Origin of the sequence: Agrococcus jenensis (assembly GCF_003752465.1) — a bacterium.
Lineage (GTDB): Bacteria > Actinomycetota > Actinomycetes > Actinomycetales > Microbacteriaceae > Agrococcus > Agrococcus jenensis.
Window position 1 is genome coordinate 1,015,009 of the sequence record NZ_RKHJ01000001.1, and the last position, 24,738, is coordinate 1,039,746.

A 24,738-nucleotide genomic window follows, 5' to 3' on the forward strand; every position below is an offset into this window, starting at 1 on the left:
ACGTAGAGAGTCGTGGCGCACACCTGCGGCGCCGCCGAGTCCAACGTCGCGTCTGATGTCAGATATTCCCGCGCGAGCGACGGCAGCGCCGAGCACCCGGTGGGCGCCGCGTGCGCGGCTCAGACGAGGAACGCGCGCGCGGCCGTCACCATCGCGGTGGTCGCGGTGTCGAGGGTGGGCTGCAGGACGGGGATGAAGTCGGGCGAGTGGTTCGAGGGCACGTCGATGTCGAAGGTGCCGCGCTCGCGCGCGACCCGGACGAGCTCGGGGTCGAAGCCGCCGTACATCCAGTAGACGTAGGGCGCGCCCCACGTCTCCGGCAGGTAGCTGAAGTCCTCGGAGCCGAGCAGCGGCTGCTGCGCGGCGTGCCGGTCGCCGAAGACGGCATCGAACGCCGCGCCCACCGTCGCGGCCGCGTCGTCGTCGTTCACGGTCAGCGGCGCGATGTCGCCGCGCACGATCGTGGCCGGCGGTGCCCCAGCGACCTGGCACTCGCCCTGCACGATCCGCTCGATGGCGGCCAGCACGCGCCGCCGCACCGGCTCCTCGAACGAGCGCACGTTCACCTCGAACCGCGCGGATTCCGGGATGATGTTCTGCTTCGTGCCGGCGTGGAACGTGCCGATCGAGACGACGGCGCGGTCGGAGGGCGCGACCTCGCGCGAGACGATCGTCTGCAGCCGCACCACCATGCTCGCCGTGAGCACGATCGGGTCGATCGTCTTCTCGGGCTGCGAGCCGTGGCCGCCACGGCCGTGGACGGTGACGATGAGGTGGTCGCTCGCGGCCATCACCGGTCCCGCGGCGCTGCGCACCTCGTCGGCGGCGGCCGGCATGACGTGCTGGCCGAGCGCCACGTCGATGCCGTCCGGGAAGCGCTCGCGCAGGGCCTCCTGCATGCCGAGGGCACCCACCATCATCTCCTCGGCGGGCTGGAAGACCGCGAGGATCGTGCCCGACCAGTCGTCCTGCTCCGCCAGGATGCGCAGCGCGCCCTGGAGCGCGGCCATGTGGGTGTCGTGCCCGCACGCGTGCATGACGCCCGTGCGCTGGCCCTCGAACTCGTCGGTCGCGCTCGAGCGGTACGGCACCTGCTCGACCTCGGTGACGGGCAGGCCGTCCATGTCGGCACGCAGCAGCACCGTCGGTCCGTCACCGCGTCGCAGCACCCCGACGACGCCGGTGGAGTCGCCCACCTGCTCGTGCACGTCGAGGCCGGCCTCGCGCAGCAGCTCCGCCATCCGCGCCGCGGTGCGGTGCTCGCGGTTCGAGAGCTCGGGGCTCGCGTGCAGCTCGCGGTAGAGGTCTTCGATGAACGGGCGGTGGCTCTCGAGCGTCATGCGGCCAGGCTACGCCGGGGCGGGCGCTGAGGGCCGAGCGGTAGCATGGAGGGGAACTGTGAGGAGAGCCGTGACCGCCACGCCGAGCCCCTCGCAGGGATGGCACCCCTGGCACCTCCCTGCGATGCGCGCCGTCCCCGCACTCGCCGTGGGTCTGCCGCTGCCGTTCATCCAGCTGCACTCGCCGCTCGTCGGGCTCATCGCGCTCGTCGTCCTGCTCGCGGGCACCGCGGTGGCCCTCTGGCTCGGCCGAGGCCTGGTGCCTGCCGGGGCGGGGCGCTGGCCCGCGCACGGCGCGATCTGGAGCGCCCTGCTCGCCGTCGTCGCGCTGCTCGCGCTGCTGGCCCCGAGCGAGCTGACGCTAGCGCTGACGGTCGCGGCCTGGGGCATCGGTGCTGGCGCGATCGAGCTGCTCGGCTGGTGGCGGATGCGCGGCGAGCGGGAGCCGCGCACCCTGCGGCTCGTGCGCGACTGGCGCGCGGTCGCGGTCCTCACCCTCCTGCTCGGCGTCGTCTTCCTGTTCGTGCGCGACGCCGTCACCCTCACCGGCCTGCTCGGCGCCTACGCCGTGATCGTCGGGGTCTACCACGCGCTCGCGGCGGCCTCCGCACGCCCGGCGCGCACCACAGCGAGCGAGCGGAGCCAGGCATGACCGACCACCACCGACCCGACGGCCAGGATCACCGCCGCACCGACGGTCCCGTCCAGCCCACCCGGCGCCAGCAGCTGAAGCCGTTCGAGTACCTCGCCTTCGCGGCCGTGGCCGGCGTCTTCGCTGGCCTCGTCGTGCTCCTGTCGGTGCGCGACGTCGTGCTCGCGCTCGTCGCGTTCGGCGTCGCGTTCATCTTCACGCTGCTGCTGACCGCGACGCTCATGCTCGCGATCAAGCCGAAGGGCCGGTCCGCGGCCGACCTCGACAAGCGCGAGGGCTTCGAGCCGTGAGCCGTCGGGCGCTGCTCGGCGTGCTCGTCGTGGCGGCGCTCGCCGGATGCTCGCTCCAGCTGCTGCCCGGCGGGTCGGCGGAGCCCGCGCCAACCGCGTCGCGGTCGGGCCAGGCATCCGCGCCGACGGGCCCGCACCTCACCGCCGCCGGCCGCTGGCTCGATCCGATCGCGGATGACGTCGCCGGCACCGAGGTCTGCGACGGCCGAGCGGGTCGGGAGGCGCTCGCGACGTTCGATCGTGCGGCGGCACCCGCGCTCGGCGTGGCTGCGGGTGACGCGACGCTCACGTGCGGGAACGCCGACGGGGCGGGCTGGCGCCACATCGCCGACGGCCACACCGGCGACTTCGGCGAGCTCGGAGAGCTGGTCGGCGCGGGCTGGGAGGACGTCGCGTGGTTCGCGATCGATCTCGCGCTCGAGCGGCCGACGCGCGTCGAGCCCTACCGCGACGACATCGCGAACTACGACGTGCTGGTCGAGTACGTCGACGGCGGCTCGGTCGAGCGGTCGTGGATGGTGACGGTGGGTGTCGGCATCGGCTCCGGACAGGTCATCACGGCGTTCCCCGACGAGCAGTGACGACGGGCGGCGGATCGCGGCCGCGACTCGCCCCTGGTGAGGGCGCATGCCCGGTGCTTCACTGAGCGCATCCAACGACTGAGCCCTTCGTCCTGGGTCCTCCATCGCGAGTGGCTCGACCAGGAGGCGCATCATGAAGATGGAGCAACCGGCCACCGTGGGTCTCGACATCGCCGGGCTCATGCATGCCACCCGAGCGGAGGCGCGGCGCGTCATGGAGGCCTCGAAGGGCGACGTCGTGAGCGACCACGAGGCGATTCTCGATCGGCTGCAGGTGGCCGAGCTCATCACCGGCGACGAGGCCAGGACGCTGCTCGAGCTGTACCGGATCGGCTACGAGGCGGGCGAGGGCAAGGGCGACGTGCAGCGCGCGTTCTTCGAGTCGCGCGGCATGTACGACCGGATGGCGGCGAGCGGCACCGCGAGCCCCGTCGCGCTGATCGTCGCGTCGGCCGGCGTCGGCTCGTTCGAGGTCGCGCCGGGCGACGACGGCTCGACGACGGTGACGATCGCGAGGGTGAGCTACGGCTCGAGCCTCGCGGGCATCGGCGCGGGCATCGGCGCCATCATCGGGGGACCGGCGGGCGGCGCGCTGGGCGGCGCGATCGGCGGGCTGCTGGGCGGCATCGTCGACGAGAAGAAGGACAAGAAGAAGCCGTAGCGCGCTGCGGCGCGGGGCCGCTGGCACGATGGTGGCATGCGCGATCTCGTCACCGTCGACTGGCTGGCCGACCACCTCGACGACGAGGGTCTCGTCGTCGTGGACGCGAGCATGGCGCCGCCGGGCTCGGGCGATCCGCTGCCCGAGGACGGCATCCCGGGTGCCGTGCGCTTCGACATCGACGGCGCCATGTCCCGGCACGACGAGGCGGACGGGCTCGGGCCGGTCGGCGTGCACGACCTGCTCGCGCCCGCCGACTTCGAGCGCGCGCTGCGCGGGCTCGGCATCCGCGTCGGCGACCGGGTCGTCGCCTACGACGCGGCGGGGCTCTTCTCGAGCGCCCGCGCCTGGTGGATGCTGCGCGCCGCGGGCGTCGACGCCGCGGTGCTCGACGGCGGGCTGCCGGCCTGGAGGGAGGCCGGGCACCCGACCGCGCCGGTCGCCGCGAGCCTCGGCCGCCCGAGCGACCTGACGGTCGTGTGGGACGCGAGCGCCTTCGTCGACGCCGACGTCACTGCCGCGGCCCTCGCGAGCGGCGACGCCGCCGTGCTCGACGCCCGCTCGCCGAGCCGGTTCCGCGGCGCCGAGCCCGACCCGCGCGAGGGCGTGCGTGCCGGGCACATGCCGGGCGCGGACTCGCTGCACTACGCCTCGATCGCGCCTGACGGCCGCATGCTCCCCGCCGCGGCGCTGGCGGAGCGGCTCGGAGCGGCGGCGGGGGAGCGGCCGATCATCGCGAGCTGCGGCTCCGGCGTGACGGCGGCGGTGCTCGCGCTCGCGGCGACGCTCACCGGCCGGGAGGCGACCGTCTACGACGGCTCCTGGTCCGAGTGGGGCCGCGACGACTCCGGCCGCCCCGTCGTCACCGGGGACTGACGCGCGGCGACTGCCGCCTCGCGGCCGGTCGACACGCCAGTGTCGAGGATTCTTTTGAATCGTTCACGATAAGCGCTACGGTGAGGGCATGACGGAGCCGGACGCAGCGCTGCTGCGAGCACGCGGCCTGCGCGTGACGCAGGGCCGCCTCGCGGTGCTCGAGGTGCTGGACCGGCTGCCGCATGCCGATGCCGACGACGTGCACCGCGCGCTCGCAGGCGCTGGCGCGGACACGTCCGTGCAGTCGGTGCACAACGTGCTCGGCGACCTCACCGCCGCCGGTCTCGTGCGCCGCTTCGAGCCGGCGCGGTCGTCCGCGCGCTACGAGCGGCGCGTCGGCGACAACCACCACCACGCGGTCTGCGCGAGCTGCGGTCGCGTCGACGACGTCGACTGCGTGGTGGGCGAGGCGCCGTGCATGCACGCGGATGCGCCGGCCGGCTTCACGGTGCAGGCGGCCGAGGTCACGTTCGTGGGGCTCTGCGCCGACTGCGCGAACCCCGCCTGACCGACACCACCCGGGCAGCGTCGCCCGCCCCACGCCGAGCACGGCGCAGCCGCGCCGTGCCCAGAGACCCCCAGCGGACACACCGAGGATCAGAGGAAGAGGAAGCATGACGACTCCCACCACGAACAGCGTCGGCACGCCGATCGCGAGCGACGCGCACTCGCAGAGCGTCGGCGCCGACGGCGCGATCGCCCTGACCGACCACTACCTGGTCGAGAAGCTCGCCCACTTCAACCGCGAGCGGGTGCCGGAGCGGGTGGTGCACGCCAAGGGCGGCGGCGCCTACGGCCGCTTCGTCACGACGCACGACGTCTCGCAGTACACCCGCGCCGCGCTCTTCCAGCCGGGTGTCGAGACCGAGATGCTCGCACGCTTCTCCACCGTGGCCGGCGAGCAGGGCAGCCCCGACACGTGGCGCGACCCGCGCGGCTTCTCGCTGAAGTTCTACACGACCGAGGGCAACTACGACCTCGTCGGCAACAACACCCCCGTCTTCTTCATCCGCGACGGCATCAAGTTCCCCGACTTCATCCACTCGCAGAAGCGCCTGCCGGGCTCGAACCTGCGCGACAACGACATGCAGTGGGACTTCTGGACCCTCTCGCCCGAGTCGGCCCACCAGGTGACGTGGCTCATGGGCGACCGCGGCCTCCCCAAGACGTGGCGGCACATGGACGGCTTCGGCTCGCACACCTACCAGTGGATCAACGCGGCGGGGGAGCGCTTCTGGGTGAAGTACCACTTCAAGACGAACCAGGGCAACGACTTCCTGACGCAGGCGGAGGCCGACCAGCTCGCCGGCAGCGACGCCGACCACCACATCCGCGACCTCTACGGCGCGATCGAGGACGGCGAGCACCCGTCGTGGACGCTCTCGGTGCAGGTCATGCCGTACGAGGACGCGGTGTCGTACCGCTTCAACCCGTTCGACCTGACGAAGGTGTGGCCGCACGGCGACTACCCGCTCATCGAGGTCGGCCAGATGACGCTCGACCGCAACCCCGAGAACTACTTCGCCGAGATCGAGCAGGCGGCCTTCAGCCCGGCGCACTTCGTGCCCGGCATCGCGGCGAGCCCTGACAAGATGCTGCAGGCGCGCATCTTCAGCTACGCCGACGCGCAGCGGTACCGCGTCGGCGCCAACCACGCCGAGCTGCCCGTCAACCGCGCTCGCGCGGCCGAGGTGGACTCGTACGACAAGGACGGCCAGCTGCGCCACACCTTCCGCTCGCCGAGCCGGCCGGTCTACGCGCCCAACTCGTTCGGCGGACCGGCGGCGGATGCCGCTGCGGCCGGTGACGGCGGCGGCTGGCAGAGCGACGGCGAGCTCGTGCGGTCGGCCGTCACGCTGCACCCGGAGGACGACGACTTCGGCCAGGCCGGCACGCTCGTGCGCGAGGTGCTGAGCGACCCGGAGCGCGAGCGCCTCGTGGCGAACATCGTCGGCCACGTCGGCAAGACGCGCGTGCCCGAGATCCGCGAGCGCGCGATCCAGTACTGGAAGAGCGTGGACGCCGGGCTCGGCGCTCGCATCGAGGCAGGCCTCACGCCGATCTCGGAGGCGCGCACGTCGCTCGCGTCCGAGCCGGTGCGCACGCCCGCCGTCTTCTAGCCGCTCGACCCGCGCTGCCCGCGCCGACCATCGTCGGCGCGGGCAGCGTGATGTCGTCCCGGCTCACCGCGGGAGCCGGTGGACGCGGCCGCCGAGCGGTTCAGTGCTCGACGACGCCCTGGAGCTCGACCATCGTGCGGATCGCCTCGATGGTCTTGCGCGGCTGCAGGTGCTCGACGTCCTTCGGCCCGCCGAGCGACAGCAGCGGCACGAAGACGAACGACTCGTCGAAGGCGAGCGCGCCGTGCTTCGCGACGGCGTGCGGGAAGAGTCCCCAGTCGAGCTTCCGCTCCAGGTGCTTCGCGCCGCCGCCGACCGTCAGCTTCACGAAGGTCGAGACCCTCGAGCCGAGGCCGGTGGTCTCCTCGCTCCGGTACGTGATGCCCGTGACGCCGTCGCCCGGGTCCCAGGTGACGACGTCGGCGAACCCGGTCACCATGATCGGGATCGCGATGCCCTGTCCCGTGACCTTGCCGAGCACGTCGCCGATGCCCGCTTCGTAGGCGCGTGGGTCGATGACGCGCACGAACCCCTCGCCGAACGTGCCGAAGCCGTACTGCTGCCACAGCTCGACGAGGTCCTCCGGGACGCGGTCGCGGTAGGCGTCGATCAGGTCGGCAGGCACGGGGGCGTGCGGGACGAAGTCCGGGATCTCGATCACGCAGGGACCCTATCGACGTGCGAGCGGGAGCGGATCCGCATGACGACCGCGGAGATCGGCCGCGTCCCGGAGAGGCCTGGAGCAAGCCGTCCGCATCAGCTCCGGAAGCGCGCGTCGACGAGGGCGTGGGACCAGGCGAGCGCGTCGGGCGTCTGGCCGGCGCGGAAGCACTCGTCGACGAACATCTCCCACGACGTGCGCACCCCGTCCGCGGCGTCGTCCGGCATGGCCATCGCGGTCTCGACGACCTCCTGCCACGTGTCGCCTTCGACCTGCAGGGCCTGCCGGATGCGCGAGACGTTCCGGTCCATGGTGTCGCGCGTCGCGTCGTCGAGCGCTCCGATCGCGTCGAGGACGTACGCGTCGAGGAAGCGCACCATCGGTGCTCCGGCGTAGCGGTCGATCGTCTCGGACATGCTCAGGCCGCCCACGGCCGAGCGCGCAGCGCCTCGAAGTCGCCCGCGAGGAACTCCGCAGCGATGGATCGTGCTTCGCCCGCGTCCGCGAACCGCAGCGTGCCGACCTCTTGGCCGTCCGGGCCGACGTTCTCGAGCAGCACCGAATCGGCGCCGAACTCGAGGTTCCACTCGTCGGAATCGGTCATCGAGACCGTCGCGTGCTCCTCATCGGCATCGCGCAGGGCGAGCAGGAGGGTGTCGAGCGTCTCGATCGAGGCGTCTCCCTCGACCTCCGCGCCGTTCGGATCGGTGAGCCAGATCGATCGTCCCGTCGTCACTTCTTCCCCCAGATCGCGAAGCCGCCGCGGTTGCCCGGGTGCAGGATACCCCACCAGAGCGAGCCGGGCGTGTGCTGCGGCGTGGGCACGAGCTGCATCACGCCGTTCCGTCCGAGGACCGTGTCGGGGTGGGCGTGGTGCCAGATGAAGTCGGCGGGCGACGGGTTCTGGCGGCCCCCTGGCTGGGCGACGCGGTCCGCGATGCCCGGCGAGACCGACTCCATCCAGTCCTCGAAGTCTGCGTCCGTCTGCATCGCCTCGTCGAGCGCCGTGTTCGCGCGGTTGAAGTGCACGCTGCGCGATCGCGCCCAGTCGACCTCGTCGAGGGTCATCTCGTAGTAGACCTCGTACTGCTCAGGCCGCCGCGGCCCCTCGAGGCGATCGGCCTCGGGCGTGACGCGGTCGGGCGCATCGTGGTCGCGCGGCCGGTCCGGTGCCCGCTGCGAGCCGGCGAGCTCGCGGTCCTTCGCCTCGATCTGCTGCTTGATCTGACGGGTCTTGGAGCTGAGCCTGCCGGACTTCTCGGCGACGCCGCGGGCGACCTTCGGCAGCATCTCCTCGATGGTGTCGATCGCTTCCTTGACGATGATCTTGATGGTCGACATGCGGCGCTACCCCGTCACGATCTGGCAGGAGGAGATCTGGGCGATGAAGTCGTCGGCGAGCCGCTCCTGATCTGCGGCGTTCGACTCGAGGTCGCCGGCGGCCTGGTCGAGCGCGTCGAGGTCAGCCTCGAACTCGCTCACGTCGCCGATCGCGCCCTCGACGAGCTCGGCCTCGAGCATCGCGGTCAGGCCGTCCATCATCGGCCCCTGCAGCGGCTCGATGATCATCGGCAGCAGCTGCTGCGCGAGCTGGTCGACCATGATGTTCGTCAGCACGTCGAGCGCCTTCTTCCGCAGCGCGATGATCGCCGCGTTCGCCGCGAGGCTCGCGCCGAGCGTGAAGACCGCGCTCGCGGCGGCCGCGGCGATCTGCGCGGCGGTGATGACGAGCTCGGCGATCACCTTCACCTTGAGCGCCACGACCGCGTCGGCCGCGATGTCGACGCCGCCTGCGACCGGGTCGAGCGCATCCACCATCTTCTGGATGTTCGTCGACCTGTCGGCGTCCCACGCGCTCTTGAACGAGGTCGAGGCCTGCCCCGTGAGCGCCGCACCGACGCCGTCCTTCACACGCGTCTCGGCGACGTCGATCGTGCCCTCGATGTCGTCCTTGAACTGCCGCATGATCTGGGCAGCGCGACGCATCTCGTCCTCGTCGAGCGGCGGCCAGTCGTAGCCGAGCATGTCGAGCACCCAGACCAGCTCACCGGGCAGGTTCATCGCCACGACACATCACCTCCGTCTACCGATGTGCTCACGCTAGGGCTCCGCGGCGGGGGAGGGCGATGGGGAGAACTCCCCGTCCATCGCCGCCGGCGTCAGGGTCGCAGCAGGGCCTTCACGGAGCGGCGCTCGTCCATCGCCCGATAGGCCTCGGCGGCCTCGTCGAGCGGCAGCTCGAGGTCGAAGACGGCGGATGCGTCGAGGTCGCCCGCGAGCACGGCCGGGACGAGCTCCGGCAGGTAGCGCACCACCGGCGCCATGCCGCCGCGCAGGCCGATGTTGCCGCGGAACGCGGAACGCCACGGGACTGCTGCGCCATGCGGGACGCCGACGTACCCGACGGTCGCGCCCGGCCGGGCCACCTCGAACGCCGTCGCCATCGACTCCTCGGTGCCGACGCACTCGAGCACGGCATCCGCGCCGACGCCGCCGGTGAGCTCGCGCACCACCTCGACCGCGTCGTCGCCCCGCTCCGGCACGAGGTCGGTCGCCCCGAACACCGTGGCGATGCGCTGCCGCTCGGGGTTGCGCGAGAGGGCGATGATGCGCTCGGCGCCCAGGCGGCGAGCGGAGAGCACGCCGCACAGGCCGACGGCGCCGTCACCGACGACGACCGCGGTCATGCCCGGTCCGACGCCGGCCGAGACGGCTGCGTGGTAGCCGGTGGGCAGCACGTCGCTGAGGGCGAGCACGGCCGCGTGGCGATCGGCCGACGGGGCCTCGTCGAGCACGAAGCAGGTCGCGTCGGCGTTCGTGACGCGCGTCAGCTCCGCCTGTCCGCTCGCCGTCATCGCCAGCTCGACGCAGCCCTGGGTCTGCCCGGCGAGGCAGTGCACGCAGCGACCGCAGCAGTGGTCGAACGGCACGATGACGAAGTCGCCGACGCGCACCCGACCGACGTCCGCGCCGACCGCCTCGACGACGCCGATCGCCTCGTGGCCGACCGTGCGCGGCTCGAGCACCTCGTTGATGCCGCGGTACGACCAGAGGTCGGAGCCGCACACGCAGCCGGCCACGACCCGCACGATCGCGTCGGTCGGCTGCTCGATGGTCGGGTCGGCCCACTCCTCGACACGGATGTCGCCAGGGGCGTGCAGGATCGTCGCTCGCATGCCACCAGCCTGGCACGCGCGCCTTGGCGACCCCTACGGCAGGCGGTCGACCAGCTCGCTCGCGACGCCCGTGTAGGTGCCGGGGGTGAGGCGGCGCAGGCGCTCCTTGGCGGCATCCGAGATGTCGAGGCCGTCGACGAACGCGATGAGCTCCGCCTGCCCGACGCGCTGCCCGCGGGTCAGCTCCTTGAGCTGCGCGTAGGGGTCGTCGATCGACGAGCTGCCCGCGAGCACCTCGGCGCGGATGACCGTCTGGATGGCCTCGGCGAGCACCTCCCAGTTGCCGTCGAGCGCGGCGTCGAGCGATGCTTCCGACACGGCGATCTCGCTCAGCCCGCGCTTCAGGTTGTCGAGCGCGAGCAGCGAGTGGCCGAGCGCGACGCCGATGTTGCGTTGCGTCGACGAGTCGGTCAGGTCGCGCTGGAGGCGGCTCGTCACGAGCGTGGCGGAGAGCGAGTCGAGCAGCGCCGACGCGAGCTCGAGGTTCGCCTCGGCGTTCTCGAAGCGGATGGGGTTGATCTTGTGCGGCATCGTCGACGAGCCGGTGGCGCCCGCGACCGGGATCTGCGTGAACGTGCCGAGCATGATGTAGGTCCACACGTCGGTCGCCAGGTTGTGCAGGATGCGGCCGGCGTGCGAGATCGCACCGAACAGCTCCGCCTGCCAGTCGTGCGACTCGATCTGCGTGGTGAGCGGGTTCCAGGTCAGCCCGAGGTGCTCGACGAAGGCGGATGCGGTGGCCGGCCAGTCGGCGCCGGGCTCGGCGACGACGTGGGCCGAGAAGGTGCCGGTCGCGCCGGCGAACTTGCCGAGCACCTCGACGCCCTCGATGCGCGTCGCCTGCCGCTCGAGGCGCCAGGCGACGACCGCGAGCTCCTTGCCGAGCGTCGTGGGCGTCGCCGGCTGGCCGTGCGTGAGCGAGAGCATCGGGCGATCGCGCTGTTCGAGCGCGAGCTCGCGCAGCCGGTCGATGACGGCGCGGAACGCCGGCATCCACACGTCCTGCACCGCGGCGCGGATGGTGAGGGCGTAGGAGAGGTTGTTGATGTCCTCGCTCGTGCAGGCGATGTGCACCGCCTCGGAGAGCCGCTCGAGGCCCTGCTGCGCGAGCCGATCGCGCACGAGGTACTCGACCGCCTTCACGTCGTGGCGGGTGACCGCCTCCTTCTCGGCGAGCCAGTCGATCTCGGCCTGCCCGAAGCCGGCCGCCCAGGCGCGCAGCGCCTCCGCATCACCCGGCTCGACGGGGGTCGCGCCGAAGAGCCGGTGCTCGGCCACCCACAGCAGCCACTCCACCTCGACGTGCACGCGCGCGCGGTTGAGGCCGGCCTCCGAGAGGTGCTCCGCGAGGGCCGACGTCTGCCGCTGGTAGCGGCCGTCGAGCGGGGAGAGGGGCTGGATGGGCAGCGGCATGGGGCTCCTTCAGGGGCGCATGGCGGGCTGGATCTGGCGGAACAGCCTGCCGACGGCGGTCTCGATCTGGCGGAGGACGGTGCCGAAGAAGGCGTCCTCCGAGTAGTAGGGGTCCGGCACGTCCTGGCCGGTGGCGTCGGGGTCGAACGAGAGCAGCAGGCGGATCTTCGACAGCTGCTCGTCGCCGCGCGCGAGCGAGCGGAGCGCGCGCTCCTGCCCGCGGTCGAAGGCGATGATGAGGTCGAAGTCGTCGAGCCAGCGCGGCTTGAACTGCTTGGCGCGGTGCGCACCGGCCTCGTAGCCGGCATCCGAGAGCACGGCGAGCGTGCGCGGGTCGGCGGTCTCGCCCACGTGGTACTCGCTGATCCCGGCGCTCGCGACCAGCAGCCGCTCGGCGACGCCGTGCCGCTGCGCGAGCCGCTCGAACGCCGCGGCGGCCATCGGGGAGCGGCAGATGTTGCCCGTGCAGACGAAGCAGACGCGGAAGCGCGTGGCGTCGGCGAACTCCCGGTCGATGGTCACGGCCCCATTGTGGCAAACGCGCGCCGCCGCCGAGCCACGGGCGCTGGCCGATCTCTCCACAGGGCGGCACGCGCGCCGGGCGCCCGGGGCTCCGCGAGTGCCACGGTGCCCCGGGGGAGTGCGATGACGATGACGGATGCGGCGGCGGCGGCCGCGCACGCGAAGGCGGTCGCGCAGGCTCGGGCCGTGGAGGCGGCCGTGCGCCGGGCGGCGCTGCTGCTCGACGAGGCGGCTGGGCTCGTGCTGCTGCGCGGGCAGGACGCCTGGCTCGGTCCGGCGCGGGCAGCGTTCGACGCGCGGTGCCTCGCGCTGCACGATCGGCTGGCCGAGGAGGAGCTCGAGCTCCGCATGCTCGCGCTCGCGATCGAGGGGGCGACGTGACCGATGCGGTGGACGGCGGCGGCGGCTCGTTCGGTGCGGACCCCGGCGGGTTCGGTGGCCGCTCCGGCGCGGGCGGCTCGTTCGGCGTGGGCGCGGCGGTCGGCGCGGTGGTCGGCGCGGGGGCGTTCGGGATGCCGCCGAAGGCCGCCGCGAGCGCGTGGGACCCCAGCGTCACGGGCATCGCGTGCGCGCGGCTGCGCGACGCGGGCTGGCTCGTCCGGCGGGCCGTGCTGGCGCTCCGCGGCGTCCCCGGGCTGCTGCTCGACGCGGCGCCCGGCGTCGACGCCGCGGGCATGCGCGCGTGCCTTGCCGAGCTTGATGCGCGGACCGCCGCCGCCGCCGCGCTCGCCGTTGAGCTCGAGCGGCTGCACGACGACACGATGCTCGCGGGGCGCGCCTACGAGCTGGCGTCCGACGCGGTGCTCCGCCTCGTCGAGGAGCTCGCCGGTGGGGCGGCGCACGTCCTCGGCGCGGTAGCGCCGGCGCTCGCGATCGGCGCGGTCGCCGCGTCGTCGCCGCTGCTGGTGCTGGGCGCCGGCGCCGTGCTGGCCACGGGGCTCGTGGTGGTGCCGCTCGCCGCGCGGCTCGCGGTCACGCATCCGCAGCACGTCACCGCCCTCGTCGCGCACGCCCGAGCTGCGGGTGTGCGGCTCGAGCAGCTCATGGCGCACGCGGCGGGCTTCTGGGATCGCGCGGGTGAGCGGCTCGTCGCGACGCCGGGCTTCGTGCCGGCGCTCGCGATCGCCATGGAGTCGACGGACGAGGCGCTCGCCGGGCTGCTGCGCGTGCCCGCGCCGGTCGCGGCCGGGCTGGAGGCGGCGATCGGACAGGACGAGCTGTTCGCTGCGCTCGCGGCGGGCGCGGGGCTCGGGGTGCGCGTGGGAGGCGGTCTGCAGCGGGTGCGCGCCACCGAGGTGCGCCCGGTCCCGCCGCCCGCGCGCCCGGTCGCCTCACCCGCGCAGGCGATGCGCGTGATCCTCGCGCAGGACGAGCAGATCACGATCCACGAGCACCGCATGCCGGGCGGCGGGCGGCGGTTCCAGGTCTTCGTGCGCGGCACGGAGGCGCGGCTGCCGGATGCGGCGACCGGGCTCGACGGGCCGGCGAACCTCGAGAACGCGGGCTCGACGCCCGACGTGCTGCGCGGCTCGGATGCGGCGCTCGTGCAGGCGATGGAGGCGGCCGGCATCCGCCCGGACGATCCGGTCGACCTCTTCGGCTACTCGCAGGGCGCCGCGGCCGCCGCGAACGTCGCCGCGACCGAGCGGTTCAGCGTCGAGACGGCGATGCTCGTCGGCGGTCCGGTCGACGGCACCGCGCTGCCGCCGGGCGTCGAGGTGCTGTCCGTCGCGCACGCGGGCGACCCGGTCGCGGCGCTCGGCGGCATCGGCGACGCGCAGGGGATCACGACGGTCGCGCTCGAGAGCGCGGGCGGCCACGGCACGGGGGCTGCGGCGCGGCACGACGGGCAGGAGTACGTCGAGTCGCTCGCGCGGGCGCCCGCCGACGACTTCGTCGTGGCGACCTTCGCGGAGCGCCTGCGCGCGGCGACCGACGGCGGCGAGGGCGTCGCGGGGTGGAGCGTCGCGGTCCGCCGCTAGGGAGTTCGTCTCGATACGCGCGGCGACTCCGTCGCCGTGCTCCTCGACGAGCGCGGCCGGCTCACCGCTCCCGCGGGCGCTCCTTGCCGAAGATCGGCCGCGTCACGATCGTGATGAACCACGTGAGGAACGCGATGCACACCGCCGCGAGCATCCCCCACCAGAAGCTCTCGACCTCGATGCCGTACCCGACGAGCTGCGAGAGCCAGTGCACGATCATCAGCAGGAAGGCGTTCACGAACAGCGCGACGATGCCGATGGTGAGGATGTAGAGCGGGAACGCCACGATCCGGATGAGGTTGCCGATCGTCGCGTTGACGATCGCGAAGACCAGCGCGACGCCGAGCGTCGTGAGCGCGACCTCCCACCAGGCGCTGCCGATCGAGTCGATGCTGATGCCCGGCACGAAGAGCGTGACGAGCCAGATGGCGACCGCGGTGAAGGCGACGCGGAGCAGGAAGCGCATGGGCCGATTGTGGCATCCATATCCCCGACGGAGCCAGCAGGCGCAATAGCCTGAACCGGTGACTGTGCGACTTCGACCCGAGATCGCGGCGGTGCCTCCCTACCAGCAGGGACGGCCGGCGCCCCAGGGTGGCTACAAGCTCTCGAGCAACGAGAACCCCTTCCCGCCGCTGCCCGCGGTGGTGGAGGCGGTGCAGCGCGAGGCGCTGCGCGTGAACCGCTATCCGCGGCCCGGCGCGCCCGAGCTGCGGGCGGCGCTCGCGACCGAGCTCGGCGTCGACGAGGGCAGCATCCTCATCGGCGACGGCTCCGCGACCCTGCTGCAGCAGCTCATCCACGCCGTCGCCGGCCCCGGCGACGAGGTGGTCTACGCCTGGCGCTCCTTCGACGCCTACCCGCTCTTCGTCCGCACCGGCGGCGCGACGCCGATCGAGGTGCCGGTCGACGCCGAGCACGCGCACGACCTCGACGCCATGGCCGACGCCATCACCGAGCGCACGCGCGCCGTGATCGTCTGCAGCCCCAACAACCCCACCGGGACGATCGTCGACGCGGCTGCGCTCGACGCCTTCCTCGCGCGCGTCCCCTCCGACGTGCTCGTCATGCTCGACGAGGCCTACATCGAGTTCGTGCAGGACTCCGCGATCGACGGCATCGCGCTCCAGCGCGAGCACGCCAACCTCGTCGTGCTGCGCACCTTCTCGAAGGCGCACGGCCTCGCCGGCCTGCGCGTCGGCTACGCGGTCGGCGACCCGGCTGTGCTGCGCGGGGCCGACCTGTGCGGCGTGCCGCTGTCGCAGACGTCGCTCGCGTCCGCCGCCGCGATCGCCGCGCTCGCGCACCGCGACGAGACCTACGCGCGCATCGAGGTGCTCGCCGCGCAGCGCGACGCGCTCTGGCAGCGCATCGTCGACGCCGGCGTGCCGGTGCCGCGGCCGTTCGGCAACTTCGTCTGGGTGCCGTCGCAGCCCGGTCAGGAGGAGGCGATCCACGACATCCTCGCCGCCAACCGCATCGTCGCGAAGGTCTTCGCCGACGGCGTGCGCATCTCGGTGGGGGAGCCGGAGGCCGACGACCACATCGTGGCGGCCGCCGTCGAGATCCAGGCGCTGCAGTGACGCGGGCCGATACCCCGGCCGACGCCGCGACGGAGCCCATCCGCCTGCTCGACGCCGACGGCTCGCTCGTCGAGTCCGACGCGAACGCGGAGTGGCGCGAGCTCGCGGCGCAGCTGTCGACCGACGACCGGCTCGAGATGCACGGCGAGATGCTGCGCACCCGGCGGTTCGACATCGAGGCGGGCCACCTGCAGCGGCAGGGCAAGCTCGGCCTCTGGGTGCCGTCGATCGGCCAGGAGGGCGCCCAGGTCGGCGCGGCCTGGGCGTCGCGCGAGCAGGACACGATCTTCCCCTCCTACCGCGAGCACCTCATCGCGCTGCACCGCGGCGTCGACATGCTGCAGATCATCGACATCTTCCGCGGTGCCGTGCACGGCGGCTGGGACCCGCTCGAGACCCGCGGCATGCGCATCTACTCGCTCGTGATCGCCACCCATGCGCTGCACTCGACCGGCTACGCCATGGGCATCCGCCTCGATGGCGCGTGCGGCACCGGGGACGCGTCCCGCGACGAGGCCGTGATGGCGTTCTACGGCGACGGCGCGGCCAGCCAGGGGGACGCGAGCGAGGGCCTCGTCTTCGCCGCGAGCTACGACGCGCCCATCGTCTTCTTCGTGCAGAACAACAAGTGGGCCATCTCGGTGCCGTCCACGCGCCAGAGCCGCACCCCGCTGCACGAGCGGGCGCGCGGCTTCGGCCTCGACGCCGCGTGGGTCGACGGCAACGACCCGCTCGCCTCGTTCGCCGTCACGCGGCGGATGCTCGACGCGGCCAGGCAGGGACGGCCCGGCTACGTCGAGGCCGACACGTACCGGATGGGCGCGCACACGACGAGCGACGACCCGACGCGCTACCGCCCTTCCGAGGAGGAGGAGGCGTGGCGCCGGCGCGACCCGATCGCGCGGCTCGCCGCGCACCTGCGCGAGCTGGGCGTCGACGACGCTGCGCTCGCCGAGCAGGACGCGGAGGCGACCGAGCTCGCCGCCGACATGCGGCGCCGCACGCTCGCCGCCGGCACCGCCGCGAGCGACGACATCTTCGACCACGTGTACAGCGAGCCGCACCCGCTGGTGCTCGAGCAGAAGCGCGCGCTCGCCGAGTTCGAGGCCGGCTTCGGAGGCGAGGCATGACGAGCGACACCCAGGCAGAGCAGGCGCAGGCGGTGCCGGCGGCATCCGTCACGATGCCCATCGCGAAGGCGCTGAACGCGGCGCTCCGCGAGGCGATGCGCGCCGACGACAAGGTGCTGCTGATGGGCGAGGACATCGGCCCGCTCGGCGGCGTCTTCCGCATCACTGACGGGCTGCACGCCGAGTTCGGCGAGCACCGGGTGCTCGACACCCCGCTCGCCGAGTCCGGCATCATCGGCACTGCGATCGGCCTCGCGATGCGCGGCTACCGGCCGGTCATCGAGATCCAGTTCGACGGCTTCGTCTACCCGGGCTTCGACCAGATCGTCTCGCAGCTGGCGAAGATGACGGCCCGCCACCGCGGCCGCGTGTCGATGCCGATCGTCATCCGCATCCCCTACGGCGGCCACATCGGCGCCGTCGAGCACCACCAGGAGAGCCCGGAGGCGTACTTCGCGCACACCGCCGGTCTGCGCGTGGTGAGCCCGTCGACCGCGAACGACGCGCACTGGATGCTGCGGCAGGCGATCGAGAGCGACGACCCGGTGATCTTCCTCGAGCCGAAGTCGAAGTACTGGTCGAAGGGCGAGGTGCTGCCCGCGCCCGCCGCCCGCCTGCACCAGGCCGTCGTGGCGAAGCCTGGCACCGACGTGACGCTCATCGGCCACGGCGCGATGGTGCACGTGCTGCTGCAGGCGGCTCTCATCGCGGAGGGCGAGGGAACGTCGTGCGAGGTCGTCGACCTGCGCTCGCTGTCGCCGATCGACTGGGCGCCGCTCGTCGAGTCGGCGCAGCGCACCGGCCGCGTGATCGTCGCGCAGGAGGCGCCCGGCCACGTGTCGGTGGGCTCCGAGATCGCCGCGACCATCGCCGAGCGCGCCTTCTACTCGCTCGAGGCGCCGGTGCTGCGGGTGTCGGGCTTCGACACCCCCTTCCCGCCGGCGCAGCTCGAAGACATCTACCTGCCCGACGCCGACCGCGTGCTCGACGCGGTCGACCGCTCGCTGGCCTACTGACGACGACCGGAGGACGACCGATGCAGGAGTTCAGGCTGCCCGATCCGGGCGAGGGCCTCACCGAGGCCGAGATCGTCACGTGGCGCGTGCACCCCGGCGACACCGTGCACGTCAACGACGTGCTGCTCGAGGTCGAGACCGCGAAGTCGCTCGTCGAGCTGCCGAGCCCGTTCGACGGCACCGTGGAGGCGCTGCTCGTCGAGGAGGGCCAGACGGTCGAGGTCGGCACGCCGATCATCCGCGTCTCCGGTGGCGACGCGGACGCGGTCGAGACGACCCTCGACACGCAGCAGACCGTCGACCGCGACGAGGACGGCGGCGCCGTGCTCGTCGGCTACGGCGTGCGCGGCGGTGCGGAGACCCGCCGCCGCAAGCCCCACACCGTGCGCGACGTGCCGCCCGCCGTCGTCTCGGCGCGACCGGCCCCGCCTGCCTCCGTGCCCGCGGCATCCGCGTCGCCGGTGATCGCGAAGCCGCCGATCCGCAAGCTCGCGAAGGATCTCGGCGTCGACCTGTCGCTCGTGGCCGGCACCGGCCTGGCTGGCGAGGTCACGCGCGACGACGTCGTGCAGTCGGCCAAGCAGGCGAGCGTGTTCCGCAACCTCGAGACGCCGCAGTGGTCGGGCGGCCGCGAGGAGCGCATCCCGGTCAAGGGCGTGCGCAAGGTGATCGCGCAGGGCATGGTCGACTCCGCGTTCACGGCGCCGCACGTGTCGGTGTTCACCGACGTGGACGCGACGCGGACCATGGAGTTCGTCCAGCGCCTCAAGGGGTCGGCCGACTTCGCCGATGTGAAGGTCTCGCCGCTGCTCATCATGGCGAAGGCGATCCTGTGGGCGATCCGCCGGTCGCCGCAGGTGAACTCGACGTTCACCGGCGACGAGCTCGTCGTGCACCACTACGTGAACCTCGGCATCGCTGCGGCGACGCCGCGCGGCCTGCTCGTGCCGAACGTGAAGGACGCGCAGCATATGTCGCTGCTCGAGCTCGCGAAGGCGCTGCAGCAGCTCACCGCGACCGCGCGCGAGGGCAGGACGCAGCCCGGCGACATGCAGCACGGCACGTTCACGATCACGAACATCGGTGTCTTCGGGATGGACACCGGCACGCCGATCCTCAACCCGGGGGAGACGGGGATCATCGCGCTCGGCACGATCCGGCAGAAGCCGTGGGTCGTCGACGGCGAGGTGCGGCCCCGCTGGGTGACGACCGTGGGCGGCTCGTTCGACCACCGCGCGATCGACGGCGACGTGATCAGCCGCTTCGTGGCCGACGTCGCGTCGATCCTGGAGGAGCCGGCGCTGCTGCTCGACTGAGCGCCCCACCTGCTGACTGAGGAGCGGCCGGCGAGGCCGGCCGCCCCCTGCCGATCGAGTAGCAGCCGGCGAAGCCGGCCGCGTATCGAGATCACGTTCCTCGCGTCAGAGATTCGTCTCGATACGCGCGCCTCCGGCGTGCTACTCGACGAGCGTGACCTGCCGATCGAGTAGCAGCCGGCGAAGCCGGCCGCGTATCGAGATCACACTGCTCGCGCCGGAGGTCCGTCTCGATACGTGCGCCTTCGGCGTGCTCCTCGACGAGCAGGGAGGCGTGCTCCTCGACGAGCCTGGCGCTACTCCGCCGCCTGCGGACGCCACCAGTCGTCGCTCGGCGCCACCGGCATCCGCCGCTTGTGCTCGGTGCGGTCGTACTTCGTGACGATCTCGGCGGCGACGTCGTCGTCCACGTCCTCGCCGCGCAGGAAGGCGTCGATCTGCTCGTAGCTGACCCCGAGCTCGTGCTCGTCGGCCTGCCCGGGCTTGCCGTCGAGCAGGTCGGCGGTCGGCTCCTTCTGCCACAGCCGGTCCGGCGCCCCGAGCTCCCGCAGCAGCTCCTTGCCCTGGCTCTTCGTCAGCCCCGAGAGCGGCAGCACGTCGGCGCCGCCGTCGCCGTACTTCGTGAAGAAGCCGGTCACCGCCTCGGCGGCGTGGTCCGTGCCGAGCACGAGCATGCCGAGCTGCCCCGCGATCGCGTACTGCACGACCATCCGCGCCCGCGCCTTGACGTTACCCTTGTGGTAGTCCACGACCTCGCCGATCGCGGCCTCGACCTCGCGCTCGAGCTCGTCGACGCCGGGCTTCACGTCGACGACGACCTCGCGGTCGGCCTTGATGAAGTCGAGCGCGAGCTGCGCGTCCTCCTCGTCGTGCTGCACGCCGTAGGGCAGGCGCACCGCCACGAACGAGGCATCCTCGCCCGCCGCGCGCCGTCGCTCGACCGCGAGCTGCGCGATGCGTCCGGCGAGCGTCGAGTCCTGACCGCCGGAGATGCCGAGCACGAACCCCTTCGCGCCCGTGGCGGCGAGGTAGTCGACGAGGAAGCCGATGCGTCGCTCGAGCTCGGGCGCCGGGTCGATCGAGGGCTGGGCCTCGAGTGCGGCGATGATGGCGGACTGCGGTGTGCCGGTGGTGCGCTCCATGGCGGGAAGCCTAGACCCGGCTGGTTTCGAACGTGTTGCGAGTCCGCGCGATTGACAATCGTTCTCATTTCCGCGTAGCGTGGACGGGCACGGCAGGGCGCTGTGCTGGACAAGGACACCCATGCGGAACCTCCCTGCTGTCGGCGCGATCGGCGCGATGGCGATGGCACTCACCGGATGCGCGGGCAGCGCGGCGGGCCAGGGCACGACCGACGACGGCCTCGAGATCGTCGCCACGACGACGCAGCTCGCCGACATCACGCGCGAGGTCGTCGGCGATGCCGCGACGGTGACGAGCCTGCTCGAGCCCGGCAGCTCCGCCCATGCGTTCGATCCCGGCCCCGCCGCGCTGTCGGCGCTCGCGAGCGCCGACCTGCTGGTCATCAGCGGCGCGGGCCTCGAGACCTGGCTCGACAGCACCGTCGAGGCGTCGGGCTTCGCCGGCACGATCGTCGACACCTCCGAGGGGATCGAGCTGCTCGCCGCCGAGGACGACCCGCACGAGGGCCACGACCACGCCGAGGAGGCGCACGAGGGCGAGACGGCGGAGGAGCACGCCGACCACGAGGACGCGGGCCACGAGGGGGAGACGGCGGAGGAGCACGCCGAGCACGCCGAGGAGGAGGGCCACGAGGGCCACGACCACGGCGAGTTCGACCCGCACGTCTGGACCGACCCGGCCAACGCGATCGTGCAGGCCGAGGCCGTGCGCGACGCCGTGATCGCGGCCGACCCGGAGGCCGACATCGCCGCCTCCGCCGATGCCTACCTCGCAGAGCTCGACGAGCTCGAGACCTGGATGCGCGCGTCGATCGAGCAGGTGCCGGTCGAGGATCGCCTCGTCGTCACGACGCACGACACCGTCGGCTACCTCGAGCGAGCGTTCGACGTGCAGGTGGTCGGCACGGTGCTGCCGAGCCTCGACGACAGCGCCGACGCGAGCGCGGCGCACATCGACGAGCTCGTCGCCGAGATCCGCGCGACCGGAGCGCCCGTGGTCTTCAGCGAGAACGCGATCGACCCGCAGCTCGCCGCGACGATCGCGCGCGAGGCCGGCGTCGAGCTGCGGCAGGGCGAGGACGCGCTCGCTGCCGACGCGCTGGGTGCAGAGGGGTCGCCGACCGGCACCTACATCGGCTCGCAGATCCACAACACGACGGCGCTCGTCACCGGATGGGGCGCCGAGCCGCTGCCGGTGCCAGGATCGCTGTCATGAGCACGAGCACCGGCGCGGTCGTCGAGATCGCGGACGCCGCGTTCGGCTACGGCGCCGCGCCGGTGCTCACCGACGTCAGCTTCGAGGTGCTGCCCGGCGAGGCAGTCGCGCTCATCGGGCCGAACGGCGCCGGCAAGTCGACGCTGCTCGCCGGTCTCCTCGGGCTCGCCGAGCACGACGCGCGCGTCTTCCGCGTGCCGACGGGCCGTGGCGAGATCGGCTCGCTGCCGCAGTCGAGCGAGATCGACCCGGCCTTCCCGGTGACGCTCGAGCAGGTCGTCTCGATGGGCCGGACGCCGCGCCTCGGGCTGCGCTGGCCCGGCGGCGCCGACCGGCGCATCGTCGCCGACGCGCTCGAGGCCGTCGGCCTGAGCGCCCAGCGCCGCACGCGGTTCGGCGACCTCTCCGGCGGGCAGCGCCAGCGCGGCCTCCTCGCCCGAGCGCTCGCGAGCGAGCCGCGCCTGCTGCTGCTCGACGAGCCGTTCAACGGCCTCGACCAGGGCTCGCGCGAGGCGCTGCTCGAGACCGTCCGCGCGCTGAAGGCGCGCGGCGTCGCACTCGTCATCACCACCCACGACCTCGAGCTCGCGCGCGCCGTGTGCGACCGCACGCTGCTCGTCAACCAGCGGCAGATCGCGTTCGACGAGACCGGATGCGTGCTGACGCTCGAGCGGGTCGAGGCCGCGTTCGCGTCGCACGTCATGGAGATCGACGGGCACACGCTCGCCACCACCGAGCACCACGAGGCGGAGCACACCGAGCGCCACCAGCACCTGCTGCAGGCCGAGGACGGGCTCGACCGCCGCGACGCCCGATGACGGCGCCGGCGATCGCGGCGCTGCTCGACCCGTTCACGCCGTTCGCCGTGCCGTTCATGGCGCGGCCGCTGCTGCTGCTGCTCGCGCTCGCGGTCGCCGCCGGCACCGTCGGCGTGCTTGTGCACCTGCGGCGGCTCGAGTTCTCGGCCGACGGGCTCACGCACGCGGTCTTCCCGGGCCTCGCGATCGGCGCGGTGCTCGGCGGCGCTGCCGGCCTGCTCCCGGGGGCCATCGGTGCGGCGCTCGTCGCCGCCGTGGTGCTCGCGCTCATCGCGCGCCGCGGGCAGCCCCGCGACACGGCGGTGGCGATCGTGCTGACGAGCTTCTTCTCGCTCGGCGTCGTCCTCGTCTCGGCGACCGAGGGCATCGCCGGCAGCCTCTCCGACTTCTTCTTCGGACGCCTGCTCACGATCACGTGGGGCGACCTCTGGATCGCGCTCGCGCTCATCGCGGTCGGCGTCGCGCTCGTCGCGGCGACCGCCCGGGCGCAGCTGTTCGCGGCCTTCGACGCGGCCGGCGCCCGCCGCGCGGGGCTGCCCGTGCTCGCGCTCGAGATGATCGGCACGGTCGCGGTCGCGCTCGTCGTGGTCGCCGCATCCGCGTCGGTCGGCACGCTGCTCGCGCTCGCCGTCGTGATCGTGCCTGCCGCAGCAGCACGAGCGGTCACCGGCTCGCTGCGGGCCGCGATCGTGGTCGCCATCCTGTTCGGCGCCGTCACCGGCTGGCTGGGGCTGTGGCTCGTGGTGCAGCTCGCCGAGCTCGGCCTCGACGCCGCCCCGGGCGCGACCGTCGCGCTGACGATGATCGCGGGCTACCTGCTCGCGCTCGCCGCGGGCGCCGTGCGCGGTCGCGGCCGTCGGCGGGCCCCGCTCGCCGTCGCAGGGACGCGATGATGCCGCAGCTCGACTTCTTCGCCCTCGCGATGCTCGAGGTGGTGCTCGCCGGAGCCCTCGCCGGGATCGTCGGCGTGCTCGTCGTGCTGCGCGAGCGCGCGTTCTTCACGATGTCGCTCACCCACGCGACCTTCCCAGGGGCCGTCGCGGCGGCGATGCTCGGCGGCTCGGTGCCGATCGGCGCCGCGGTCGCCGCGGTCGCGCTCATCGCCGTCGCCGTCGGCATCGGGCGCATCCGGTCCCAGGGCCCTGCCGTCGCCTCCGGTGTCATGCTCACCGCCGGCTTCGCCCTCGGCGCGCTGCTGCAGTCGCTCGCGCCCCTCGCGATCGACGTCGAGTCGTTCCTGGTCGGCCAGGTGCTGGCGGTGACCGGCGCCGATGTCGGCCTGACGGCCGTGCTGCTCGTCGCCGCGGCGGCCGTGTGGGCGCTCGCCGGGCGGCACCTCGTCTTCTCGAGCGCCGACGAGGCCGGCTACCGGCGGGCGGGCATGCGCCCGTGGATCCCGGAGACGGTCTCGCTCGCGCTGATCGCCGGCACGGTCGTGGCGATCATGCCGGTCGTGGGCGCCATCCTCGGGGTCGCGCTCATCGTCGCGCCCGCCGCCGCAGCGCGCCTCGTGGTGCGCGACTGGCGGTGGATGCTCGTGCTCGCGCCCGCCATCGGCATCACCTCCGGGGTGGTCGGCCTGCTGGCGTCGCGCTGGCTCGATCTCGCGGCCGGCGGCGCGATCGCGCTGGTCGCGGCGCTCCTCTACGGCGCCGCGTGGCTCGTGGGCAGCGCGCGCGACCGGGCGCGCCCCACCGCGGTCCGTGCGACCATCGAGGCGAGGACACCATGAGCGACGCAGAGATCACGACCGCAGGCCCCAGCGCCGACGCCCCGCGGCGCACCACGAAGCAGCGAGAAGCCGTGCGGGAGGCGCTGGGCGCGAGCGACGAGTTCGTCTCGGCGCAGGCGCTCCACCAGTCGATGCGGCAGTCCGGCTCGACGGTCGGCCTCGCGACCGTCTACCGCGCGCTCGCGGCGCTCGCCGAGGACGGCGAGGCGGATGCGCTGCAGTCAGGCGGCGAGGCCCTCTACCGGGCCTGCACGCGCACGCACCACCACCACCTCATCTGCCGCCGCTGCGGCCGCACGGTCGAGCTCGAGGCGGCCGCCGTCGAGCGTTGGGCCGGGCAGGTCGCTGCCGCGCACGGCTTCGTCGAGCCCGAGCACGTCGTCGACATCTTCGGCCTCTGCGCCGTCTGCGCGGCGGCGCGCTAGCGACCGCCGCGGCTCGCGCGTCCACAGGGGCCGAGAGATATGCGGCGAGCGCCCAGGCATGGCTGTGATCATGACGGCAGCAGCCC

The 24,738-nt window shown here is 73.1% G+C and carries 29 protein-coding genes; 18 read left to right on the forward strand and 11 right to left on the reverse strand.

Annotated elements, in window-relative coordinates:
* Window positions 1-119: 119 nt before the first annotated feature.
* Window positions 120-1,340, reverse strand: coding sequence for an amidohydrolase (locus EDD26_RS05005; protein ID WP_123696699.1), 1,221 nt, complete (start codon window positions 1,338-1,340; stop codon window positions 120-122).
* Between the two features lie 70 nt (window positions 1,341-1,410).
* Here EDD26_RS05005 and EDD26_RS14615 point away from each other — a divergent pair, with 70 nt between their 5' ends.
* The 7 genes from EDD26_RS14615 to EDD26_RS05040 all read left to right on the forward strand — a co-directional run bounded on the left by EDD26_RS14615 (window position 1,411) and on the right by EDD26_RS05040 (window position 6,520).
* A complete protein-coding gene (locus EDD26_RS14615) occupies window positions 1,411-1,992 on the forward strand; it encodes a hypothetical protein (protein WP_123696700.1) in 582 nt (193 codons plus the stop codon).
* Window positions 1,989-2,282 carry an ABC transporter ATP-binding protein gene (locus tag EDD26_RS05015; protein WP_123696701.1) on the forward strand — a complete coding sequence of 98 codons (294 nt, stop codon included), beginning with the start codon at window positions 1,989-1,991 and terminating at the stop codon, window positions 2,280-2,282. Before EDD26_RS14615 ends, EDD26_RS05015 begins: the two co-directional genes overlap by 4 nt.
* On the forward strand, window positions 2,279-2,863 hold the full coding sequence (locus EDD26_RS05020) for a hypothetical protein (protein ID WP_123696702.1): 585 nt from the start codon (window positions 2,279-2,281) through the stop codon (window positions 2,861-2,863). The genes EDD26_RS05015 and EDD26_RS05020 overlap by 4 nt, the downstream gene beginning before the upstream one ends.
* A 133-nt stretch (window positions 2,864-2,996) precedes the next feature.
* Window positions 2,997-3,524, forward strand: a complete 528-nt coding sequence (locus EDD26_RS05025) for a hypothetical protein (protein ID WP_123696703.1) — start codon at window positions 2,997-2,999, stop codon at window positions 3,522-3,524.
* A gap of 36 nt (window positions 3,525-3,560) precedes the next feature.
* Window positions 3,561-4,400, forward strand: a complete 840-nt coding sequence (locus EDD26_RS05030; RefSeq protein ID WP_123696704.1) for a sulfurtransferase — start codon at window positions 3,561-3,563, stop codon at window positions 4,398-4,400.
* 88 nt (window positions 4,401-4,488) lie between these two features.
* Window positions 4,489-4,908, forward strand: a complete 420-nt coding sequence (locus tag EDD26_RS05035) for a Fur family transcriptional regulator (RefSeq protein WP_123696705.1) — start codon at window positions 4,489-4,491, stop codon at window positions 4,906-4,908.
* Between the two features lie 106 nt (window positions 4,909-5,014).
* Window positions 5,015-6,520: a catalase gene (locus EDD26_RS05040; RefSeq protein ID WP_123696706.1), complete on the forward strand. Its 1,506-nt coding sequence runs from the start codon at window positions 5,015-5,017 to the stop codon at window positions 6,518-6,520.
* 100 nt (window positions 6,521-6,620) lie between these two features.
* Here the strand turns inward: EDD26_RS05040 and EDD26_RS05045 are convergent, their stop codons facing one another.
* The 8 genes from EDD26_RS05045 to EDD26_RS05080 all read right to left on the reverse strand — a co-directional run bounded on the left by EDD26_RS05045 (window position 6,621) and on the right by EDD26_RS05080 (window position 12,292).
* A complete protein-coding gene (locus EDD26_RS05045; RefSeq protein ID WP_123696707.1) occupies window positions 6,621-7,181 on the reverse strand; it encodes a GAD-like domain-containing protein in 561 nt (186 codons plus the stop codon).
* A 95-nt stretch (window positions 7,182-7,276) separates the two neighbouring features.
* Window positions 7,277-7,597 (reverse strand): hypothetical protein, encoded by a 321-nt coding sequence (locus EDD26_RS05050; protein WP_148058698.1) that lies wholly within the window; start codon window positions 7,595-7,597, stop codon window positions 7,277-7,279.
* A 2-nt stretch (window positions 7,598-7,599) separates the two neighbouring features.
* Entirely contained in the window at window positions 7,600-7,917 is a 318-nt protein-coding gene (locus tag EDD26_RS05055; RefSeq protein WP_123696709.1) for a hypothetical protein, read from the reverse strand.
* A complete protein-coding gene (locus tag EDD26_RS05060) occupies window positions 7,914-8,522 on the reverse strand; it encodes an HNH endonuclease family protein (RefSeq protein ID WP_123696710.1) in 609 nt (202 codons plus the stop codon). The genes EDD26_RS05055 and EDD26_RS05060 overlap by 4 nt, the downstream gene beginning before the upstream one ends.
* Before the next feature lie 6 nt (window positions 8,523-8,528).
* Window positions 8,529-9,242 (reverse strand): WXG100 family type VII secretion target, encoded by a 714-nt coding sequence (locus EDD26_RS05065; RefSeq protein WP_245990034.1) that lies wholly within the window; start codon window positions 9,240-9,242, stop codon window positions 8,529-8,531.
* Between the two features lie 98 nt (window positions 9,243-9,340).
* On the reverse strand, window positions 9,341-10,357 hold the full coding sequence (locus EDD26_RS05070; RefSeq protein ID WP_123696712.1) for a zinc-binding dehydrogenase: 1,017 nt from the start codon (window positions 10,355-10,357) through the stop codon (window positions 9,341-9,343).
* A gap of 33 nt (window positions 10,358-10,390) precedes the next feature.
* Complete coding sequence (gene purB / locus EDD26_RS05075) at window positions 10,391-11,770, reverse strand: adenylosuccinate lyase (protein WP_123696713.1); 1,380 nt, start codon at window positions 11,768-11,770, stop codon at window positions 10,391-10,393.
* Between the two features lie 9 nt (window positions 11,771-11,779).
* Entirely contained in the window at window positions 11,780-12,292 is a 513-nt protein-coding gene (locus tag EDD26_RS05080; protein WP_123696714.1) for a low molecular weight protein-tyrosine-phosphatase, read from the reverse strand.
* Between the two features lie 123 nt (window positions 12,293-12,415).
* On the opposite strand from EDD26_RS05080, the gene EDD26_RS05085 reads away from it, so the two are divergent.
* A complete protein-coding gene (locus EDD26_RS05085) occupies window positions 12,416-12,673 on the forward strand; it encodes a hypothetical protein (protein ID WP_123696715.1) in 258 nt (85 codons plus the stop codon).
* Entirely contained in the window at window positions 12,670-14,274 is a 1,605-nt protein-coding gene (locus tag EDD26_RS05090) for a hypothetical protein (protein WP_123696716.1), read from the forward strand. Before EDD26_RS05085 ends, EDD26_RS05090 begins: the two co-directional genes overlap by 4 nt.
* 61 nt (window positions 14,275-14,335) lie before the next feature.
* On the opposite strand, the gene EDD26_RS05095 is transcribed toward EDD26_RS05090, so the two are convergent.
* Window positions 14,336-14,740 (reverse strand): phage holin family protein, encoded by a 405-nt coding sequence (locus tag EDD26_RS05095; protein ID WP_123696717.1) that lies wholly within the window; start codon window positions 14,738-14,740, stop codon window positions 14,336-14,338.
* Between the two features lie 58 nt (window positions 14,741-14,798).
* On the opposite strand from EDD26_RS05095, the gene EDD26_RS05100 reads away from it, so the two are divergent.
* The 4 genes from EDD26_RS05100 to EDD26_RS05115 are packed head-to-tail and all read left to right on the forward strand — an operon-like array spanning window position 14,799 to window position 19,319.
* Window positions 14,799-15,857 (forward strand): histidinol-phosphate transaminase, encoded by a 1,059-nt coding sequence (locus EDD26_RS05100; RefSeq protein ID WP_123696718.1) that lies wholly within the window; start codon window positions 14,799-14,801, stop codon window positions 15,855-15,857.
* Window positions 15,854-16,987, forward strand: coding sequence for a thiamine pyrophosphate-dependent enzyme (locus EDD26_RS05105; protein ID WP_123696719.1), 1,134 nt, complete (start codon window positions 15,854-15,856; stop codon window positions 16,985-16,987). Before EDD26_RS05100 ends, EDD26_RS05105 begins: the two co-directional genes overlap by 4 nt.
* Window positions 16,984-18,003 carry an alpha-ketoacid dehydrogenase subunit beta gene (locus tag EDD26_RS05110; RefSeq protein ID WP_245989761.1) on the forward strand — a complete coding sequence of 340 codons (1,020 nt, stop codon included), beginning with the start codon at window positions 16,984-16,986 and terminating at the stop codon, window positions 18,001-18,003. Before EDD26_RS05105 ends, EDD26_RS05110 begins: the two co-directional genes overlap by 4 nt.
* A gap of 20 nt (window positions 18,004-18,023) precedes the next feature.
* Window positions 18,024-19,319: a dihydrolipoamide acetyltransferase family protein gene (locus tag EDD26_RS05115; RefSeq protein ID WP_123696720.1), complete on the forward strand. Its 1,296-nt coding sequence runs from the start codon at window positions 18,024-18,026 to the stop codon at window positions 19,317-19,319.
* Between the two features lie 296 nt (window positions 19,320-19,615).
* Here the strand turns inward: EDD26_RS05115 and nadE are convergent, their stop codons facing one another.
* On the reverse strand, window positions 19,616-20,461 hold the full coding sequence (gene nadE, locus EDD26_RS05120; RefSeq protein WP_123696721.1) for an ammonia-dependent NAD(+) synthetase: 846 nt from the start codon (window positions 20,459-20,461) through the stop codon (window positions 19,616-19,618).
* A 121-nt stretch (window positions 20,462-20,582) separates the two neighbouring features.
* On the opposite strand from nadE, the gene EDD26_RS05125 reads away from it, so the two are divergent.
* From EDD26_RS05125 to EDD26_RS05145, 5 genes are read left to right on the forward strand one after another with little or no spacing between them, the layout of a single operon-like run.
* Complete coding sequence (locus EDD26_RS05125; protein ID WP_123696722.1) at window positions 20,583-21,677, forward strand: metal ABC transporter substrate-binding protein; 1,095 nt, start codon at window positions 20,583-20,585, stop codon at window positions 21,675-21,677.
* The gene (locus EDD26_RS05130) at window positions 21,674-22,495 is read left to right on the forward strand and encodes a metal ABC transporter ATP-binding protein (RefSeq protein ID WP_123696723.1); all 822 of its coding nucleotides are present in this window, start codon (window positions 21,674-21,676) and stop codon (window positions 22,493-22,495) included. The genes EDD26_RS05125 and EDD26_RS05130 overlap by 4 nt, the downstream gene beginning before the upstream one ends.
* Window positions 22,492-23,388: a metal ABC transporter permease gene (locus tag EDD26_RS05135; RefSeq protein ID WP_170165535.1), complete on the forward strand. Its 897-nt coding sequence runs from the start codon at window positions 22,492-22,494 to the stop codon at window positions 23,386-23,388. Before EDD26_RS05130 ends, EDD26_RS05135 begins: the two co-directional genes overlap by 4 nt.
* On the forward strand, window positions 23,385-24,227 hold the full coding sequence (locus tag EDD26_RS05140; RefSeq protein ID WP_245989762.1) for a metal ABC transporter permease: 843 nt from the start codon (window positions 23,385-23,387) through the stop codon (window positions 24,225-24,227). Before EDD26_RS05135 ends, EDD26_RS05140 begins: the two co-directional genes overlap by 4 nt.
* Window positions 24,224-24,652, forward strand: coding sequence for a Fur family transcriptional regulator (locus EDD26_RS05145; protein ID WP_123696726.1), 429 nt, complete (start codon window positions 24,224-24,226; stop codon window positions 24,650-24,652). The genes EDD26_RS05140 and EDD26_RS05145 overlap by 4 nt, the downstream gene beginning before the upstream one ends.
* The last annotated feature ends 86 nt before the right edge of the window (window positions 24,653-24,738 follow it).